Here is an 18,823-nt window from a genome sequence, read left to right as displayed (position 1 = left end):
TGAGCTGGACAGATTCCGTCGAAGTGTGAGATACGGAACGTGTGAGACTTGTGATGGCGTAGACCGTTTCGATGCAGCGGGCGCGAAGCGTAGGTCGTCGCTGACGCGGGTACTCGGCAACACTACAGTGACACCTTCAAGGCGGTCGCCACCTTCAAAGATCCCAAGGACCCGACCCGAACACACCTGCGGCGCATCGTGTCGCCGGGTGTATGGCTGCATCCACCCCAAATGCGCAAGCTAGCATCGCGCACTGCCATCGATGCCTCTGCGTGTGAAACTGGAATGAGAGATCACCAGTCGGCTATGAGAAGGCCTGTGAGGGCCAGTAGCGACAAAGTCGCGCTTAGCATTCCTGGGTCGCAGACCAGGTGTTTTGGTTCCGCTGATTCGGTCGAACTGCGAGCGGTGTTGGGCCGCTGGTGGTTTCATGTGCGGCTGTGCGTGATGAGGGCGCTGTGGAGTACGGGCGGTTCCCGGTGTTGTCGCGGGTGGAGTTGGAGCGGTTCTTCCACCTCGACGACGAGGACCGCAAGCTGATCGCCGACCGGCGCCGAGACAGCAACCGGCTGGGTTTCGCCCTGCAAGTGGTGACCGTGCGCTATCTCGGGATGTTCTTGCCGGATCCTGTCGATGTCCCGGTCGAGCTGGTCGAGTATCTGGCCGAGCAGCTCGGGATCGACGACCCGACGTGTGTGAAGGCGTACACCGATCGCAAGCAGACCCGCTATGACCATCAGGACGAGATCGTCGCCGTTTACGGGCTGGTGCCGTTCGGCGAGGTCGAAGGCGAGTTGTTGGCGTGGGTGACCGATCAGGCGTGGATGACCGGTGACGGCCCGAAGGTGCTGGCCGCCGGCGCGGCGCGCTGGCTGCGGGAACGCAACGCGCTGCTGCCGGGTATCACGACGCTGGAACGGCTGGTGACCGAGGGCAAGCAGGCCGCCGATGCGCGGTTGTGGACGCACCTGGCGGGCCAGCTGCGCGGCGGCGAGGCGGCAACGTTGTTGGGGCTGTTGGACACTCAAGTCCCGCACCCGCGCCAGCGCGCCGGTCATGCCCTTCGACGACGGGGTGAACACGCCCTTGCCGCGACGCCGGACGGGCCCGAGTCGTTCACCCACGTCGCGGCGTGCAGGGCCGCCAGCTCGTCGCTGCCATGGCTGTGGAAGCACTGCTCGTCGATCCGGAAGACGGCTGAGCAGACCCAGTGGCAGCCTCATGAAACGCGGCAGGCCCAACTGCTTGGCGAGGCCGGCGTCGGGTGGGCCCGCGACTCCGATTGCCAGGCCTCCGGGTTTGAGTACGATGATGGACTTTTCGAGGTTCTTCCCGCCGAGCGAGTCCAGTACGAAGTCGTACCCCGGACAGCATCTGCGCGAAGTCTTCCTGGGTGTAGTCGATGACGATATCGGCGCCGAGCGCGTGCAGGCGGTCGGTGTCGCGACCGTTCGCGGTCGTGGCGACGTGCGCGCCGAGGTGCTCGGCGAGTCGGATGACGGTGGATCCCAGCCCCCGGCACCGGCGTGAATAAGGACTTTCTGACCGGGCTGCGCCGCGCTCAGAAGACGATCTTTTTATGCTAGTTCCTGCGCAGCCGGGAACTTCAGCGGGAGATCGAGGAAGGGCTCAACGTCATCGAGTCGTGGAACCGCGCTATTACGGCAAGACCGGCGAACTGTCGTCCAACCGGGTCGACGAGCAGGAGCTGAGCGTGCAGTGCCTGCGAATCGTGCAAGCATCTCTCGTCTACGTCAACACCCTGATGATCCAGGACCTCATCGACGACCCCGACACCGGCCACATCCTCGTCACCGCCGCGGACAAGCGCGGGGTGACACCACTGTTCTGGGAACACGTCCTGCCTTACGGCGAGGTCAAACTGGACCGTTCCCGGTTGTTTTTTCTCACAGTCCCCCTGAAGAATGAAAGTGCCTGTACGCGTTACGTTTCGAGAAGCTTGTGGGCATTGCTGATCCCAGAGGCCAGGATCTCGTCGGACAGTGTCGGGTCGGAGACGGCGCGGGCAAGTTGCAGTGTGGCGACGAGGGTGGTGAACAGTCCCAGTGCGGTGGTGCGCGCTCCGGCGGGGTCATATGGGGACAAGCGCGCGGCGATCTCGTTGACGATGGCTTGCATGCCGTGGGTGTAAGCCTGGCGCACGGCATCGTCGCAGCGGCCGACTTCGTCGAGCAGGGCGGCGTTGGGGCAGCCTGATTCTGGGTGGTCGCGATGATACGGCGAAAGATACTCGCGCACGAACTCTTCGATTGCTGCGCGTCCGGGCGGTAGCACGCTCAGGGTCTCGTATTGGATGCGCAGCTGATCGGCCATCACGTTGGCCACCAGATCGCTCTTCGAGGCGAAGTGTGCGTAGAACGCGCCGTTGGTCAGGTCTGCATCCGACATCAGTGTCGCGATGCCTGATGCGTCGATGCCGGCCCGCTTGAAGCGCGCACTGGCCGTATCGATGATCCGGCGCCGGGTTTCGGCTTTGTGTTTCGCGTCATATCTCGGCATTGCTACTGACTTCCCGATCGCTGTCGAAATCTCGCACTTGTCAAAGTCTACCACATTGGCTTATGGTCGTAATATTACGATCATAAGCTAACGGCGCAAAACCGAAGGGTCTTACTTGTTATGACGTCACCTCACGATCCGTTGACCCTGCCGTGCGGGCAGGTGCTCCCGAACCGGCTGATGAAGGCCGCGATGAGCGAGGCGCTTGCCGACCCGGCGCACGCACCCGACGGCCGCCTCGAGCGGCTGTACCGGCGGTGGAGCCAGGGCGGCTACGGATTGCTCGTCACCGGCAATGTGATGATCGATCGCACCCAGTTGGGGGAGCCCGGCAACGTGGTGATCGAGGACGATCGTGATCTGGACGCACTGACCCGGTGGGCCAAGTCGGCCCATGACGCCGGCGTGCCGATCTGGGTTCAGCTCAACCACCCCGGGCGTCAGTCCAACCCACTGGCGCTGGGTCACACCCCGGTGGCGCCGAGTGCTGTGGCGATGAGTCTGCCCGGGTCACCGACGCCACGGGCGCTGACCTCGCCCGAGATCGAGGACATCATCGAACGTTTCGCCACGGCCGCGGTGGTCTGTGAGGCGGCCGGGTTCGATGGTGTGCAGATCCATGGCGCCCACGGATACCTGGTCACCCAGTTTCTGTCCCCGCTGACCAACCTGCGCAACGACGAGTGGGGTGGCGACCCGATCCGTCGGAGGCGGTTCCTGCTCGAGATCGTCCGCCGGATCCGCGCCCGAGTGTCACCGGGCTTCGCGGTGAGCGTCAAACTGAACTCGGCGGACTTTCAGCGCGGCGGGTTCAGCGAGGACGAGTCACGTGCGGTCGTGTCCGCGCTGGCCGGTGAGGGTCTGGACCTGATCGAGATCAGTGGCGGTAACTACGAGTCGCCGGCCATGTCGGGCTCAGCAGCCGCCAGTACCCGCGACCGCGAGGCCTACTTCCTCGACTACGCCCGTACGGTGCGCGAACTGGCCGGTGCGGTGCCACTGGCCGTCACCGGCGGGTTCCGATCGCGCGCGGCCATCGAGGGCGCCCTTCTCACCAACGATTGCGATGTCGTGGGGCTGGCTCGACCGACCGTCACGACCCCGGACGCGGCCGCGGCGATTCTGTCCGAGCGGATCGCTGCGTTGCAGACCCACGACCTGCGGTACGGGATGCGCCGTGTCCTGGGCAGATTCGTCGATGTGAAGGCGCTCGACGGCGTGCTCAACATCAGCTGGAACACCGACCAATTGCACCGCCTGGGTGCAGGCCTGGAACCCGACCTCAACCGGGGCCGGCTCGCGACCACGGTGGCCATGCTGGCCCGCAACGGCCGGACGACGCTGCGCCCGAAGAGGGGGATCCGGTGACCCGCGCACCCTACGACCTGCGTGACAAGGTCGTGCTGATCACCGGCGGCACCGGTGGAATCGGCCATGCCACCGCCCGTGAACTGCTGCGCCGTGGCGCAAAGGTGGTCATCGTCGACATCCATCCCGACACCGCGCAACTCGCTGAACACACGTCTGCGCGTTCGATGCTGGGGGTGGTCGCCGATGTCCGTGAACGCGCCACCCTCGACGTTGCCGTCGCCGAGGCCGTGGACCGTTTCGGACGGATCGACATTGCGATCGCCAACGCCGGCATCCTGCCCCGCACCGCCACACTGCGCACCGCACCGATCGCATCGATCGATGCGGTCATGGCGGTCAACGTCAATGGTGTCGTCAACACCGTGCAGGCAACCGCCGATCAGGTCATCGCGCACCGCGGCCAATTCGTGCTCATCAGTTCGGTGTTCGCGTTCCTCAACGGATTGGGCACCATCCCGTACGCGATGAGCAAAGCCGCTGTGGAACAACTCGGTCGCGGGCTGCGGGCGGAGCTGGCCCCGTACGGCGTCTCGACCACGATCGCCTACTTCTCCCTGATCGACACCGACATGATCAAACACGGCGTCGACGCCGATCCTCTCGTCGAGGAGCTCCTCGCGGCCCTACCGCGGCCATTGCTCAAACGACTCCAACCGAGCGCCGCAGCAACAGCACTCGTCGAAGGACTCGTGCACCGATCGCCTCAGGTCATGGCTCCGTCTCGCTGGAAACCCATCTCAGCGCTGCGCGGACTCCTCGCCCCGGCTCTGGACCCGCAACTGGCACGAAACACGCGAATCCTGGCCGCGCTGACCGAACTCGACGCACGCAGCGCCATCGCCCCCTGACCGGCCCTCGCCCGACACATACACAGGATCTACTGAAAGGCCCGCAATGATTACCTGGAAAGACGCACCCAACCGCACCATCGATGTCAACGGCACCACCTTCACCTATCGCGAACTCGGCAAACCCTCCGAGGTCCCCGTGGTGTTCCTGCACCATCTGACCGCGGTCCTCGACGACTGGGACCCCCGCGTCATCGACGGCATCGCCGCACACCATCGCGTCATCGCCTTCGACAACCGCGGCGTCGGCGCCACCGGGGGATCGGTGCCGTCCACCGTCGAACAGATGGGCACCGACGCCATCGCGTTCATCCGCGCACTCGGTCTGCAGAAAGTCGATCTTCTCGGGTTCTCGCTCGGTGGCGGTGTTGCCCAGATGGTGGTCCTGCAAGCCCCCGAACTGGTCCGCCGCCTGATCGTGGCCGGGTCCGGGCCGCGCGGTGGCGGCGGCATCGACAAGATGGGCTCCATCGTCGGCCTCGCCTACCTCAAAGCGTTGCTCACCCTCAGCGATCCCCGCAACTTCCTGTTCTTCCCCCGCAATCCCGAGGGCAAACAGGCCGCGGCCGACTACCTGCGCCGTCTCAAAGAACGCACTGCCGACCGCGACAAGCGGATCTCGATCCAGGCTGCCATCGCCCAGATCAAGGCCATCCGGCACGCCGGCCGCTCCCAGCCCGACGACCTGTCCGTCGTCGCCCACCCGGTCTTGGTCGCCAACGGCGATAACGACCTCATGGTCGCCAGCAGCCACTCCGCCGATATGGCGCGCCGGCTGCCCAACGCACAACTGAAGATCTACCCGAACTCCGGGCACGGCGGCATCTTCCAGCACCACCGGGATTTCGTGCCCGACGCGTTGCAATTCCTCGCCTAGTAACCATCCGGCTACCAGCAGAATGCATCAGAATGGCCTTCAACGAGGGGCACCGCAACCCACCTACGGAGTCAGGATGGTTTGAGTGACTACTTCTTCCCGCTGGTCCGAAGCTGATGTCAGTTACGGAGCTCTCGACCTGCCGCCGCCCTGATCGACGTTCGTACCGGAGCCACAGCCGAGGCGCGACGCGCGAAGTTGCTCGCGATCATCTCGATTGCAACACATCGCGCACCGACCACACGTCGAGGTGCTCCGACCACCGCACCCACCGCCAAGTCAGCAACTGCATTCAACCCGCCCCCAAGAGGAGAGAAGCACCATGAGCACCGCCGACGAACCCGTCATCACCTCGTACGCGAACGCACCCGCGAAGACCCTCATCGCGGGAGGCGACACGTTCGCCTACCGCGAGCTCGGCCCCGTAGAGGAGATCCCGGTGGTCTTCTTCGTGCACCTCGCCGGCACCCTCGACAACTGGGACCCGCGCATCGTGGACGCCATCGCGAAGAACCGCCGAGTCATCACCTTCGACCAGCTCGGTGTCGGCGCATCCAGCGGCCGCGTCCCCGACACCCTCGAAAAGGCGGCCGACGACGCTTACACCTTCATCACGAAGGGCCTCGGGTACGACAAGATCGACATCTTCTCCTTCTCCATGGGTGGCATGATCGCCCAGGACCTCGTCGTCAAGCACCCCGATCTGGTCCGCAAGCTCGTCCTCACCGGCACCGGCCCCCGCGGCGGGAAGGACATGGACAAGGTCATCGGCACCACCTATTGGGACACGCTCCGCGCTGCCGTGACCTTCTCCGACCCGAAGGAGTTCCTCTTCTTCAACCGCGACGACGAAGGCAAGAGGGCCGGCAAGGCATTCGTGAAGCGGCTCAAGGAACGCACCACGGACCGGGACAAGAACATCAAGGTCTCCGCGTTCCAGACCCAGCTGAAGGCGATCGCGAAGTACGGACGCTCCACTCCTTCCGACCTGTCCGTCATCACCCAGCCCACGCTGATCGCCAACGGCGACAACGACCGCATGGTCCCGTCCGTCCTGTCCGAGGACCTGCACCAGCGGATCAAGAACAGCGAGTTGATCATCTACCCGAACTCTGGACACGGCGGCATCTTCCAGTACTGGCAGAAGTTCGCCCCTATCGCCGCGAGATTCCTCGCCCCCTGACCCGCCGTGCGCACACCAAGAGAACGGGAGGCATGACCATGAGCGAGACCAGGACGACGAAACCTGACGTGTCGAAGCATTTCACCTCGTCGATCCTGCTGTGGATGCGCACCGACAAGCCACGTCAGCAGGGCATGGACCGATGGAAGGGCCCGCACTCGGGCATTATCGCCGCCACCCCCGGATTGTCGGAGTACCGGCAGATCCACCTCGCCGAACACAACCCCGGGCGCTGGCCCGCCATCGAGGGCGTCGAAACCACGATCCCTGAGGATCGCAAGATCGACGGTATCGCGGAAGTCACCTTCGAAAACGCCCTGTCCCCACTGGCCGGGCGCAAGCAGACCGCGCTCGCGTTCGAGGACGAGGTCAACATCTTCCGCCGCACACTCCTGCACGCCGGCCCTCCCGGAACCTCCCGCTGGTATGACGTCGCCCCCGGCGAGAAGCCTGGTTCCCGGGCCATCATCTATCTGCGTCGTGCGAAGGACGAGGGCACGGTGGGGTTCCACAAGTTCCTCGAGAAGGAGCTCACTCCCGCGCTCATCGCCACCGGAGAACTGAAGGAGCTGCGCACCCAGGTGTTCCTACCGTGGAACGAGAAGACCTGGGACACCCCGAACGTCGCCCACGACAACCCGAAGGACCAGCACCTGCACGCGTCGGTGGTCCTCGGCTTCGCCGACGACACTGCCCGCGACGCGTTCTACACCACCCACGCCCCGGACCTCTCGCCCTTGCTTGCCCCGCACGTGTCCGCGATCCACGCCTACGATGTCGCCACCGCCCTCACCTACGTGACCGACAGCAAGATCCTGCCCCGTTACGAGGAGTAGCCCGCCCACAGCTCAGTGTCGTCAAGGGCGAAGCAGGCCTTCCATGGACGAGCCAGATGGTCCATGGGCCCGGCAAAGTCGTCGTGTGATGAGTCTGCGGAAACTCCTTACCGAGACTTTTCCCGGATCTGGCCTGGCGACCTAACCCAGCCACGGGAAAACAATTGCGGCACAAGACATCTCGCAATCGCAAACTGCCTACAGGCGCTAAACGTGACTTTTCGCGTCACTGGCCCTCACGGGCCGAGAAGCACGACCCGTCTGGTCGTGGAACGGATAACTCCCGCAACGGAACTCGGCCGATCTCGGTGATCACCGAGATCGGCCCGGTTTTTCCGGCCGATCGGAACACCATTCGGCGGTGCCGCCGAATGCCATGGTCCGATCCGATGTTGCGCAAGGCATGACGAGCGTTCGATGACAATCCATCCGCACGAAGAACCGCTGTGCACCACCCACGCCCAGGCCCGCACGAGGAACGCGGGGCGACAGCTCGGCGTTCTACGCTCGCCGAAGTCGCAGGTTTTGTGTCCGCCGTACTCAGGCGTTGACGTCTACGACCGTCCTACCGCGCACAGCGCCGGTAAGGACCTGTTGGGCCACCGTCGCTGCCTGATGGAGCGGAACCGTGGTCGTCATCTCATCGAGCAGACGCTCGTCGAGATGCTCGTCGAGCAACTGCCATGCGTCGTTTCGGCTGTTCGCGGGGGCATTGACGGAGTCGATGCCAGCCAGGGTGACACCCCGGAGGATGAAGGGCGCGACCGAACCCGGGAGCTCGAGCCCCTGAGCGAGACCACAGTTCGCCACGACGCCGCCGTAGCGGATCTGGCTGAGAACGTTCACCAGCGTATGGCTGCCGACGACGTCGACGCCGCCGGCCCATCGCTCGGATCCGAGCGCCGCCTGGACAGGTTCGGCAAGATCCTCTCGCGGGATGATCTCTAAGGCCCCCAGGTTCTGCAGGTAGTCCTTCTCACCGAGGCGCCCGGTGGACGCGTGAACCTCGAACCCGATCCCGGCTAGCAGTGCGATCGCCACAGACCCGACACCGCCAGCGGCACCAGTGACCACCACGGGACCAGCGTCCGGCGTCAACCCGTGGCGTTGCAGCGCCTTGACGCTGAGGGCTGCCGTGTAGCCGGCTGTCCCGATCGCCATTGCCTGCCAGGTAGTGAATCGCGGCGGAATTCTGGTGATCCACGCCGCCGGCACCCGCGCGCGGGTAGCGAACCCGCCATTGTGACTGACTGCAAGTCCCCATCCGTTGACAGCGACAGAATCGCCTGGGGTGAAGCCTGACTCGACCGTCGCCTCGACAACGGTGCCGGCCAGGTCGATGCCTGCGACGATCGGGAATCGTTCGACAACCGGTACAGCGCCGGTCACGCCCAGGCCGTCCTTGAAGTTCACTGCCGAGTAGTCAACCTCGATGGTCACATCACCCTCGCCGATCTCATCGTCGGGAATCTCGGTGAGCTCCGCGCGCTGTCCGGCGTTGTCCTTCAGGATTTGTACTGCCCTCATCTTGTCTCCTACGGATTGTCGTCAATTCCAATTGCTGTTACGAACACCCGCTGAGGTCCCCGGCCACTACCGATCCGTACAACAACCGGGCTGAGTGGCGCACCGAACCAGCTGTCCGGACACCTCGGGGGATTCGACTGAACCTGGCTGTGTGGCGGGGTGTTACGACTCCGCCACACCGGATCAGGCCAGGCAGAATCCTGCGTCGATCTTGAACTCGAGCCCCGTGACGAAGCGGGCTTCGTCCGATACGAGGAACAGCACCGCATTAGCGACGTCCTCGGCATCGACCCAGGGTGTCGGCATCGGATTGAGGGTTGCGAAGACCTCTGCGGCCTGCTCACGAGTCGGGCTCTCGCTATCGGGTACGAAGAGCTTGTGTATGGCGTCGTTCTGCACCATGAGTGTGTCGGCGATGCTGGGGTTGACGGTGTTGACGCGGATCTTGTCCACGGCGAGCTCGAGAGCCATGGACCTCATGAGCCCGATGACCCCTGACTTCGCGGCGACGTAGTGCGGCAGATTCGGCATGGCCCGAATGCCGACCGCGGAGCTGGTCAGAACAATCGATCCACCTACGCCGCCCGCCCGGATGTGCGGGATCGCGGCCTTTGCGGCGTGGAATACGCCGGTGAGGTTCACATCGATCATGTCCTGCCAGCTCTGCTCGGACATCGCCTCGGTAGGGGCAGCCGACAGGATCCCGGCGTTTGCCACAGCGATATCGAGGCGCCCGAACTCGGCGACACCGGCCGACACGGCGGCCTCGAGAGCCGAGAAATCCCGCACATCCGCTCGGCGCGCCACGATCCTGCGCCCAAGGCCCTCGACCTGTCTGACCGTCTCCTTCAGGTCTTCCTCACTCGCCAGCGCATAGGGCACCGAGTCGATCGGCGCGCACAGGTCGACGGCGATGATGTCGGCCCCTTCCGATGCCAGCCGCACCGCGTGCGCCCGGCCTTGTCCCCGCCCAGCCCCGGTGACGAAGGCAACTTTGCCCTCAACTCGTCCAGTCATGATCAATTTCCTCAGTTCTTGTTGTTGAAGCCGGCGTCGACCGACAACGTCGTGCCGGTGACGTAGCGGCCGTCGTCGGACACGAGGTAGAGCACCGCGTTGCTGACGTCCCGCACCGAGATGAGACCGACCGGCATCGCGTTCGTGATATGCGGAACGAGCTGCGGGTTCTGCTCGAGGAATGTCTCGATCGAGGGGGTCGCGATCATGGGCGTTTCCACGCCCGTCGGATTTATCGTGTTCACCCGGATCGAGTGGGCGGCGAGGTTGTTGGCATAGGAGCGCATCAGCCCGACCATGCCGTGTTTGGAGGCGACGTACGCCAACGCTCCTCGTGACGGGCCGAGTATCCCGCGCAAACCCGCGGTTGAGCTCGTCAACACGATCGCACCGCCCTGACCGCGCTCGATCATCGAAGGCACAGCGGTCTCGAGCGTGTTGAGGACGCCGGTGAGGTTGACGTCGATCGTGTCCTGCCACGCCTCGTGCGGTTCATCGGTGGCGAAGAGGGCCACACCGGCGTTGGCGATCACGATGTCCACCGGGCCGATCTCCGCCACACCTGCACGGAAAGCCTCCGCGAGTTGCTGCTCGTCTCGCACATCGGCCTCGACGGTCACGACACGCCTGCCGAGGGCTTCCACCGCCTTCCTGGTTTCGGCGAGGTCCGCCGACGTTGCCAAGTCATAGCGCGCCGACGCCAACGGCTTGCATATGTCGAGGGCGATGATGTCCGCACCTTCCTCGGCGAGCCGCAGCGCATGGCTGCGGCCCTGCCCCCGAGCGGCTCCGGTGATGAAGGCGACTTTGCCCGCAACGCGTCCAGACATGATGAGTACCCCTTTGTACTGGTTCCTGATTTTGATACTGGCGTCGACCGAAAACGCGTCGATGCCTTTCGTTTTCGGACTGATGCCTTTCGGCACGGGATCGGATGGATGCGCGTTATCAGTCGAGTGCAGGTGCCGCAGTGGCAAAGACGCCACGGAGGTGTTCCAGCACGCTCGGATCCTCGATCGTCGGCGGAATCTGCACCGGCACACCGTTCGCCAAGTCGCGCAGACTGCGGCGGAGGATCTTTCCGGAGCGAGTCTTGGGGAGCTGGTCCACGACGAACGCGCTGCGGAAGGACGCAACTGCGCCGATCCGATTGCGAACCATGTCAACCAATTCGCGGCGCACGGTGTCCACGTCGCGGCTCATTCCAGCCTTGAGCACCACCAAGCCCATGGGCGACTCGCCCTTCAAGGGGTCGGTCACCCCGATCACCGCGCATTCCGCGACGTCCGGATGCGCAGCCAGAATCTCCTCCATCGCACCGGTGGAGAGCCGGTGTCCGGCCACATTGATGATGTCGTCGACACGGCCGAGGACCCATACGTCGCCGTCCTCGTCGATGTGTCCCGCGTCGCCCGTGCGGTACCAACCAGGAAATTTGTCCAGGTATGACGCACGGAAGCCCGCGTCGTCACCCCACAGCGTCGGCGCGCTGCCGGGCGGTAGCGGCAGACGGAGGGCGAGATTGCCCGTCTCGCCGACTGCCAGCGGGACACCATCGTCGCCGAGCGCGGCCACCTCGAATCCCGGACTGGGCCTGCCACCCGAACCTGGCTTGAAGGGCGTCAGCTCCGCCCCTCGGAACCGCGCCGTGATAGGCCAGCCGGTTTCCGTTTGCCACCAGTTGTCTACGACCGGCCTGTCGATCCGCGATTGCAGCCACGTTGCCGTCGGCGGGTCGCACCGCTCGCCCGCCAGGAACACCGCCTGCAGCGACGAGAGGTCGTGTCGACCCAGCATGTCCAGATCCGGGTCCTGCCGCCTGATCGCACGTATCGCAGTGGGGGCGGTGAAGAGGACATTGACATGATGCCGCGCGATCACGCGCCAGAACGCGCCGGCGTCGGGGGTCCCGACGGGCTTGCCCTCGTACATGACCGATGTCAGACCGGCCAGCAGCGGCGCGTAGACGATGTAGGAGTGTCCGACGACCCAGCCCACATCCGATGCCGCCCAGAACACATCGCCCGCGGCCAGCCCGAAAATGGTCGGGATGGATGCGGCGAGCGCCACCGCGTGGCCGCCGTTGTCGCGGACAATGCCCTTCGGTCGCCCTGTCGTACCCGAGGTGTGCAGGATGTAGAGCGGGGCTGAGGCATCGACGGGCACCGGATCGTGCGGGCTCGCCGCCTTCTCCGCCGCCAGTAGGTCAAGGTCGCGGCCGGGCTCGAGCTCGGCGAGCGCCTGTGGGCGTTGCAGCACGAAGCACGCATCGGGCCGGTGTCGCGACTGCGCCAGCGCTTCGTCGAGCACCGGCTTATAAGCCACCACTCGGCTCGGTTCCAGACCGCACGATGCGGCAATGATCGCCCGTGGCTCGGTGGCATCGATCCGTCCTGCGAGCTCGGCGGCCGCGAAGCCGCCGAACACCACAGAGTGGATCGCTCCCAACCTTGCGCAAGCCAGCATCGCGATCGCGGCCTCAGGAATCATCGGCATGTAGATGACGACACGATCGCCGCTGCGCACCCCCACCGAGGCGAGCGCTCCAGCCACCTTCGCGACGCGGTCGCGAAGCTCGCGGTAGGTGTGTGTGACGATCTCACCGGTCATCGCACTGTCCCAGACCAGTGCGGGCCGATCGCCCGCACCAGCGTCGACGTGCCGATCGAGACAGTTGTAGCTCGTGTTCAGGCGGGCATCGGGGAACCAGCGGCCGTAGGGGCCGATGGTCTCGTCGAATACCGCAGTCCAAGGCGCTTCCCAATCGATGCGGGACGCCTGCGTGGTCCAGTAGCCCAGCGCATCGTCACGCCAGGCGCTGTAAAGGCCCTCGTAGCTCGTCATCGTGTTCCTTCCAGAGACACCCGGGGCGCGGAGAGCCGCGCCCGTCTGGGCAGATCACGAGTGGGCGAGGAACCGCTCGACCTGGGCGGCCACGGCCTCTGGGTGCTGTTGATGTGGTGCGTGGCCCGCCTGCGGATAGACGGCCAGCTGCGCGTCGGGCAGCTCCCGATAGAGCAACCACTGGTTCTTGACCGGGAAGAACGGGTCGGTGTCCCCGTCGATGACGAGTGTCGGCTGGCGAAGCTCCCCCAGCCTGGCGTAGTGGCCGGTTTTACCGCCCATGAAGTCCATGATCAAACCGGCCATCACCTGAATGACTTCCGGCGTGACGACGGGTTCACGGTGGGCCCGCAGTGCGTTGCGATCGATATAGGCCTGGGTCTCGGCATCACGGCCCTCGGCGAAGAAAAGGTAGCGGACGTCTTCGAAGGAGTACTCGGGAGTGAGCGCGATGTCGAAGACGATGTCGGTGTGCGGGTCGGTCTCCGGATTGCCGCCCGGGCCCGTCCCGATTACGACAACCTTGCGCACCAATGCCGGTTCCTGCAACGCGATGGCCTGCGCGACGAAGCCACCCATCGAGAATCCCAGCACATCCACAACATCGTGGCCCAGGGCCCGCACAAACGAAGCGGCATTGCGGGCCTTCTCGTCCACGCTGGTCGCCGGTGATCCGGTCGACGAGCCGACCGCCGCGTCACTGAACAGAATCACATGCCGGTGCTCGGCCACGGCGTCGACGAAGGCCGGGTCCCAGTCGTCGAGGGTCCCCCGGAAGCGGTGCAGGAAGACCAGCGGCGTCGTATCCACCGGCCGATCCGGGCCCAGCTCCCGGTAGGCGTAGCGGACGTCGCCGACCTCGACGTACTTGGTTTCGATCTCCACCGAGCGGTACTGCTGGACGGCTCGGTCGGTTACTGGAGAGCTCACTGTGTGCACCTCATCACTTGACGGCAAGTAGCGCACCGAATGTAACCCGTGTCACTACCATTATGCAAGTGACTATGAAGATGGAAGTGACATGGAGAGCTGTCAGCTCCGCGAAGAGTCAGGAGACGAGCCGGCTTCGCCCCTCGAGGGCCGCACGGAGTCGATCGTCAGCGGCCGGCCCTGGCAGGAACATCGAGTGCTCGTCGTCGAGCGGACGCCCCGTCAAGCGGTCGATCAACATCGGATCGACATCTATTCCGGACTCTTTGTCCACGAGGCGAACATTGGGAGCTTCAGGAGGGAAGTAGCTACTACCCCAGGCGTACAGGGCGATCAGTACAGGACGGAACGCGTGCCCTGCCTCTGTGAGAACGTACTCATCCCTCGGGGGACGCTCGTTGTAACGACGCCGCTCCAGGAGACCAGCCTCGACGAGTGCACCGAGCCGACGGGACAGGGAGTTCGGCGAGATACCGAGGCTCTTCTGAAACTGCTCGAACCGAGTCATGCCATGCGTGGCGTCACGGAGGATCAGGATGCTCCACCACTCCCCAACCTGCTCCAATGCCAGCGCAACCGGGCAACTCATGCCTTCGAAGCTCTTGTGTTCCATAATGGAAGTTTATGTCACACCTGCTCGCAGGCTATCCCGCAGCTCGTGCGCGCAATCAGCGATGTCCGGATCGTGCCGGTCACGCGAGGTCGCGCGTCGCTTCATTTATGAGCACCTCGGCTGTCGCGCGGGCGTGCGCCCAGGGTGCCGGATCATTGAGGGAGGTGGATAGTGCGGCTGCCCCTTCGTAGAGGAGGGCGAGCTGGTTGCCCAGAAGCTGTGAGTCCGCGGCACCCGCTCGTCGGGCGAGCTCGGTGAGCCCGTCGATGTAGTTCCGCTTGTGTGCGTGGACGATGTCTTGTACGCCGGGCATGGACTCGGCCGCCTCGACCGCCGCGTTGTGAAATGGGCAGCCGCGCATCGGCGTATCGGCCGCGTCTGGGCTGTCGAACAAAGCGAGCAGCCGCGCTCGCGGGTTCGAATCGGAGTCCGCCAATGGCGCGTCCGCGAGGTTGCCCGCGGCTTGTCGTAGCATGCGCAGATACTCCTCCACCAACGCGGTCTTACTCGGAAAGTGTTGGTAGAGAGTTCTTTTCGACACCGACGCTTTAGCCGAAATCAGTTCGACACCGGTGGCGTTGATGCCCTCGTTGTAGAACAGCTCCGCAGCGGCGTTCAGGATGCGTTGCCGCGCCCCACGCCCTCCCCGACGGGTCGTTTCCTGGGTACCGGTGAGCGAAGTCATGAGCCAAGTATACCGATCTGTTTACAAGCCGAGCGCGGTCGAGTACCGTCGAGCCAAAAGTACACCAATCGGTTTACAACAGGAGGAAGTCATGAAGCGTGCGAGCGGCACCTTGTACAAAGATGCGCCGACAAAATCCGTGCAGGTCGGCACAACACGATTCACCTACCGCGAGCTGGGTCTCGAAACCGGTGTACCGGTGATCTTCTTGAATCATCTGGCCGCCAACCTGGACAACTGGGATCCCCGAGTGGTCGACGGCATTGCGGCGAAGCACCGCGTGATCACCTTCGACAACCGCGGTGTCGGCGCGTCCGAAGGCACGACACCGGATTCGATCGCAGCGATGGCACGAGATGCCGTCGCGTTTATCCGCGCACTGGGCTTCGATCAGGTCGATCTCTTGGGGCTGTCGATGGGAGGCTTCGTCGCGCAGGTGATCGCTCGCGAAGAGCCAGGACTGGTTCGGAAGGTTATCCTCGCGGGGACCGGTCCGGCGGGAGGTGAAGGCATCGTCAACGTGACCTCGTTGACCTACCGTGACACCTTCAAGGCGGTCGCCACCTTCAAAGATCCCAAGGAGTACCTGTTCTTCACCAGAACCCCGCACGGCAAGTCGGAGGCTCGGGCGTTCGTGAAGCGTTTGAAGGAACGCACCGTCGACCGTGACAAGTCAATCGCACTGCGCGCCTTTCGCACTCAGCTCAAAGCCATCCATGCGTGGGGCGTTCAGGAGCCCTCCGACCTGAGTCGCATCCAGCATCCTGTGCTGGTGGCCAATGGTGAGGACGATCGAATGGTGCCCACCAGCAACTCCTTCGATCTGGCGCAACGTCTGCCGAATGCGACGCTGCGGATCTACCCGGACGCCGGACATGGCGGAATCTTCCAACATCACGACAGGTTCGTCGGAGAGACGCTCGAATTCCTGGCTTCCTGAGACCCGCCCGCGTCGGATAGGAGATCGACGGTATGTTCACCGAGTTCACGACCCACGACATCGATGTCGCGGGTGTCCGAATCCATGCGCGCGTGGGCGGCGAGGGGCCACCGGTACTACTCCTGCACGGCTACCCCCAAACCCATGTGATCTGGCGTGAGGTGGCAGCGGCGTTGGCCGAGTCGCATACCGTCGTCGTCTCCGATCTTCGCGGCTACGGCGACTCGGGCAAACCCGCCTCGGCAGCCGATCATTCGTCGTACGGCAAACGCGCGATGGCCGCGGACCAGGTCGGGTTGATGACAGCCTTAGGGCACGACCGTTTCGCGATCGTCGGTCACGACCGCGGCGCCCGAGTCGCACATCGACTCTGCCTCGACCACCCTGAACGGGTCGATCGAGCCGCGGTCCTCGACATCGTCCCGACCCGACATGTTTTCGCGAATGTGGACCGCTCCTTGGCAACCGTCTATGACCACTGGTTCTTCCTCGCCGAAGAACCCGATCTGCCCGAGGTTCTGATCGGCGGCGCGCCCGAGTACTTTCTGCGCCGAAAACTCGAGCAATGGTCCGGCCCTGGTGCGGTATTCGAGGAACAGGCCGTAACGGAGTATGTGCGCTGCTTCAGCGACCCCGAGGCGATCCGGGCGAGCTGTGAGGACTACCGCGCTGCCGCCTCCATCGATCTCGAACACGACGACGCCGACGCCGCGGCAGGCCACCGGATCACCTGCGCGCTGCTGGTTTTGTGGGGCACGCACGGCTTCGTCGGAACCCGCTATGACGTACTCGAGGTATGGCGGCAGTACGCCGATGATGTTCGCGGACACAGTTTGGACTGCGGGCATTTCGTCCCGGAGGAGGCCGCCGAGCAGACCATCATCGCGTTGCGCGAGTTCCTGTCGAACTAGCCTGCTAGGAAATGTCCCGCACGATCTCGATCGCTCTGGCCAAGGTAGCCAGTCTGGAGTCCAACGTGTCCCCCGCCGGATAGAGCCGGATGGTATCGACACCAGCGTCGCGCCAATCGCGCAACCGACTGCGCACCATGGGTTCGGTGCCGATCAGCGTGGTGGCGAGCACCATCTCGTCGGTCACGCGTTCAGCCGCGCCGTCACGGTCTCCGGCCTGCCAACGTTCTTTCACCTCGGCGGCGATCTCGGCCCAGCCCTGCCGACTGTAAGCCCGGTTGTAGAAGTTGGTCGAGGCCGAACCCATGCCTCCGAGGCTGAACGCCAACTCTTTCTTCCTTCCGGCCACCATCTGGCGCAACGCATCCTCGTCGGGCGCGAACGCCACCTCCGCGCCTTGGCAGATATCCAGATCCACCCGGGACCGCCCGCTGCGGGTCAAACCCTCGTCCAGGTACCGGAAGTAGGCGCCGGCCGCGCCCTCCGGCACGAAACTGGTGCCCAGCCAGCCGTCGGCGATCTGGCCGGTCAGCCGGAGCATGGCCGGCGACAGCGTGGCGAGATAGATGGGGATCGGATGGTCGGCCCGCATCGATAGGCGCATCGGCACCGCCTCGCCACCGGGCGATGGGATCCGGAACTCGGTGCCGGAGTACGAGATCTTCCCACCCGCGAGTACCCGGCGCACAATCTCCACCGTCTCCCGCATTCGGGCGACAGGCCGCGCGAACGGCACACCGTGCAGGCCCTCGATTACCTGCGGCCCGGACGCACCCAGACCGAGCAGGAACCGACCGCCGGAGAGGTTGGACAAGGCGATAGCCGTCTGTGCCACCGCAACCGGTGTGCGGGTACCGATCTGCATGATCCCGGATCCGAGCAGCATCCGGTCCGTTCGCGCCGCGTAGTACCCCAGGGCCGATGGCCCATCCGACCCCCAGGCCTCTGCGACCCAGCAGATGTCCAGTCCGAGTTTTTCCGCCTCCACCACGAAGTCGACCTGTTCCGACCACCGGCCCCCGCTGGATGCCTCGATTGTCGTCGCAGTGCGCATCACGCTTCCGCCAGCTTCTTGATGTGCTCCAGCGTGCTGGTGATGTTGCGTTCGAATTCCCGCATTCGTACGAACACGATCTTCTGTTCCTTCTCCGGCATCCGCTCGATCGCCAACGATAGACCCGAACGCGCGGGGCCCATCTGCATCCACTCCGACAGTTCGGTTCCGCCGTCTCTTGGTTCGAGCCGGAACCGCCAGACCGCGGTAGGGTTGTCCGGATCCTCGACCGCCCACGCGAACACCCGCGGCGGGTCACATTCGATGATGTGCGAGGTGGTCGCCCACTCCCCCAGTGCATCGTGCTTGCTGCGGCCGATGAATCGCGCACCTACGACCGGGCCGGTCGGACCATCGATCCACTCGACCGACTGGAGCTCATCGCTCATGTCGGGCATCGATTCCACCTGGGATACCACCGCCCAAACCCGCTCCGGCGGGGCAGCGATCCAAATGCGTACCTCCACCGTCGGTATGTCTGCGTAGCGTGCGCCAGTCCACTCCATCGCGGGACCCCTCCTTCTCGGCAAAATGTGCCAACCGTGCGAGGCCTGTGGCTCGCAGTATCCGACACCGACTTTCACGGTCCATCTTCCGCCGCTGCCGGTCGCCAGCAATAGTATTATGATCATAATCAATTGACGACGGGCCGTACCGACGAAAGCGG

The 18,823-nt window shown here is 64.5% G+C and carries 18 protein-coding genes and 1 pseudogene; 9 read left to right on the top strand and 10 right to left on the bottom strand.

Annotated elements, in window-relative coordinates; genetic code table 11:
* Nucleotides 1–422 precede the first annotated feature (422 nt).
* Together ON44_RS53855 and ON44_RS54305 are read left to right on the top strand one after the other, a co-directional pair.
* Entirely contained in the window at nucleotides 423–1,406 is a 984-nt protein-coding gene (locus ON44_RS53855; RefSeq protein WP_040700127.1) for a DUF4158 domain-containing protein, read from the top strand.
* A gap of 173 nt (nucleotides 1,407–1,579) precedes the next feature.
* Nucleotides 1,580–1,864, top strand: a pseudogene (locus tag ON44_RS54305) (Tn3 family transposase); the annotation flags it as partial.
* Between the two features lie 80 nt (nucleotides 1,865–1,944).
* Here the strand turns inward: ON44_RS54305 and ON44_RS40460 are convergent.
* Nucleotides 1,945–2,520, bottom strand: coding sequence for a TetR/AcrR family transcriptional regulator (locus tag ON44_RS40460; protein ID WP_040700125.1), 576 nt, complete (start codon nucleotides 2,518–2,520; stop codon nucleotides 1,945–1,947).
* A 120-nt stretch (nucleotides 2,521–2,640) separates the two neighbouring features.
* Between ON44_RS40460 and ON44_RS40455 the strand changes: the two genes are divergently transcribed.
* The 5 genes from ON44_RS40455 (at nucleotide 2,641) to ON44_RS40435 (ending at nucleotide 7,635) form a co-directional block, all read left to right on the top strand.
* Nucleotides 2,641–3,888, top strand: coding sequence for an NADH:flavin oxidoreductase/NADH oxidase family protein (locus ON44_RS40455; protein WP_040700124.1), 1,248 nt, complete (start codon nucleotides 2,641–2,643; stop codon nucleotides 3,886–3,888).
* Nucleotides 3,885–4,739 carry an SDR family NAD(P)-dependent oxidoreductase gene (locus tag ON44_RS40450; RefSeq protein ID WP_040700123.1) on the top strand — a complete coding sequence of 285 codons (855 nt, stop codon included), beginning with the start codon at nucleotides 3,885–3,887 and terminating at the stop codon, nucleotides 4,737–4,739. The genes ON44_RS40455 and ON44_RS40450 overlap by 4 nt, the downstream gene beginning before the upstream one ends.
* Nucleotides 4,740–4,785: 46 nt before the next feature.
* On the top strand, nucleotides 4,786–5,616 hold the full coding sequence (locus tag ON44_RS40445; protein ID WP_040700122.1) for an alpha/beta fold hydrolase: 831 nt from the start codon (nucleotides 4,786–4,788) through the stop codon (nucleotides 5,614–5,616).
* A gap of 322 nt (nucleotides 5,617–5,938) precedes the next feature.
* A complete protein-coding gene (locus ON44_RS40440; RefSeq protein ID WP_040700121.1) occupies nucleotides 5,939–6,799 on the top strand; it encodes an alpha/beta fold hydrolase in 861 nt (286 codons plus the stop codon).
* A 38-nt stretch (nucleotides 6,800–6,837) separates the two neighbouring features.
* The gene (locus ON44_RS40435; RefSeq protein WP_085998721.1) at nucleotides 6,838–7,635 is read left to right on the top strand and encodes a strictosidine synthase; all 798 of its coding nucleotides are present in this window, start codon (nucleotides 6,838–6,840) and stop codon (nucleotides 7,633–7,635) included.
* A 540-nt stretch (nucleotides 7,636–8,175) separates the two neighbouring features.
* On the opposite strand, the gene ON44_RS40430 is transcribed toward ON44_RS40435, so the two are convergent.
* From ON44_RS40430 to ON44_RS40400, 7 genes are all read right to left on the bottom strand, one after another.
* A complete protein-coding gene (locus ON44_RS40430; protein WP_040700120.1) occupies nucleotides 8,176–9,162 on the bottom strand; it encodes an MDR family oxidoreductase in 987 nt (328 codons plus the stop codon).
* 183 nt (nucleotides 9,163–9,345) lie between these two features.
* Nucleotides 9,346–10,179, bottom strand: coding sequence for a mycofactocin-coupled SDR family oxidoreductase (locus ON44_RS40425; protein WP_040700153.1), 834 nt, complete (start codon nucleotides 10,177–10,179; stop codon nucleotides 9,346–9,348).
* 11 nt (nucleotides 10,180–10,190) lie between these two features.
* Nucleotides 10,191–11,009, bottom strand: coding sequence for a mycofactocin-coupled SDR family oxidoreductase (locus ON44_RS40420; RefSeq protein ID WP_040700152.1), 819 nt, complete (start codon nucleotides 11,007–11,009; stop codon nucleotides 10,191–10,193).
* Between the two features lie 118 nt (nucleotides 11,010–11,127).
* Nucleotides 11,128–13,023, bottom strand: a complete 1,896-nt coding sequence (locus ON44_RS40415; RefSeq protein ID WP_040700119.1) for an AMP-binding protein — start codon at nucleotides 13,021–13,023, stop codon at nucleotides 11,128–11,130.
* 54 nt (nucleotides 13,024–13,077) lie between these two features.
* The gene (locus tag ON44_RS40410) at nucleotides 13,078–13,953 is read right to left on the bottom strand and encodes an alpha/beta fold hydrolase (protein ID WP_157187559.1); all 876 of its coding nucleotides are present in this window, start codon (nucleotides 13,951–13,953) and stop codon (nucleotides 13,078–13,080) included.
* Between the two features lie 118 nt (nucleotides 13,954–14,071).
* Nucleotides 14,072–14,566 carry a winged helix-turn-helix transcriptional regulator gene (locus ON44_RS40405; protein WP_040700117.1) on the bottom strand — a complete coding sequence of 165 codons (495 nt, stop codon included), beginning with the start codon at nucleotides 14,564–14,566 and terminating at the stop codon, nucleotides 14,072–14,074.
* A gap of 79 nt (nucleotides 14,567–14,645) precedes the next feature.
* The gene (locus ON44_RS40400; protein WP_040700116.1) at nucleotides 14,646–15,251 is read right to left on the bottom strand and encodes a TetR/AcrR family transcriptional regulator; all 606 of its coding nucleotides are present in this window, start codon (nucleotides 15,249–15,251) and stop codon (nucleotides 14,646–14,648) included.
* 91 nt (nucleotides 15,252–15,342) lie between these two features.
* Here ON44_RS40400 and ON44_RS40395 point away from each other — a divergent pair, with 91 nt between their 5' ends.
* On the top strand, nucleotides 15,343–16,191 hold the full coding sequence (locus ON44_RS40395; protein WP_040700115.1) for an alpha/beta fold hydrolase: 849 nt from the start codon (nucleotides 15,343–15,345) through the stop codon (nucleotides 16,189–16,191).
* A 32-nt stretch (nucleotides 16,192–16,223) separates the two neighbouring features.
* Nucleotides 16,224–17,102, top strand: coding sequence for an alpha/beta fold hydrolase (locus tag ON44_RS40390; protein ID WP_040700114.1), 879 nt, complete (start codon nucleotides 16,224–16,226; stop codon nucleotides 17,100–17,102).
* A 4-nt stretch (nucleotides 17,103–17,106) separates the two neighbouring features.
* Here the strand turns inward: ON44_RS40390 and ON44_RS40385 are convergent, their stop codons facing one another.
* Both ON44_RS40385 and ON44_RS40380 read right to left on the bottom strand, forming a co-directional pair.
* The gene (locus tag ON44_RS40385; RefSeq protein ID WP_040700113.1) at nucleotides 17,107–18,156 is read right to left on the bottom strand and encodes an LLM class flavin-dependent oxidoreductase; all 1,050 of its coding nucleotides are present in this window, start codon (nucleotides 18,154–18,156) and stop codon (nucleotides 17,107–17,109) included.
* Nucleotides 18,156–18,662, bottom strand: coding sequence for an SRPBCC family protein (locus tag ON44_RS40380; protein WP_040700112.1), 507 nt, complete (start codon nucleotides 18,660–18,662; stop codon nucleotides 18,156–18,158). The genes ON44_RS40385 and ON44_RS40380 overlap by 1 nt, the downstream gene beginning before the upstream one ends.
* Between the last annotated feature and the right edge of the window lie 161 nt (nucleotides 18,663–18,823).

This window comes from Nocardia vinacea NBRC 16497, from assembly GCF_000308835.1.
Taxonomy (GTDB): Bacteria; Actinomycetota; Actinomycetes; order Mycobacteriales; family Mycobacteriaceae; genus Nocardia; species Nocardia vinacea.
The sequence above is the reverse complement of the archived record's forward strand: the minus strand, read 5'-3'. Positions and strand labels throughout refer to the sequence as shown.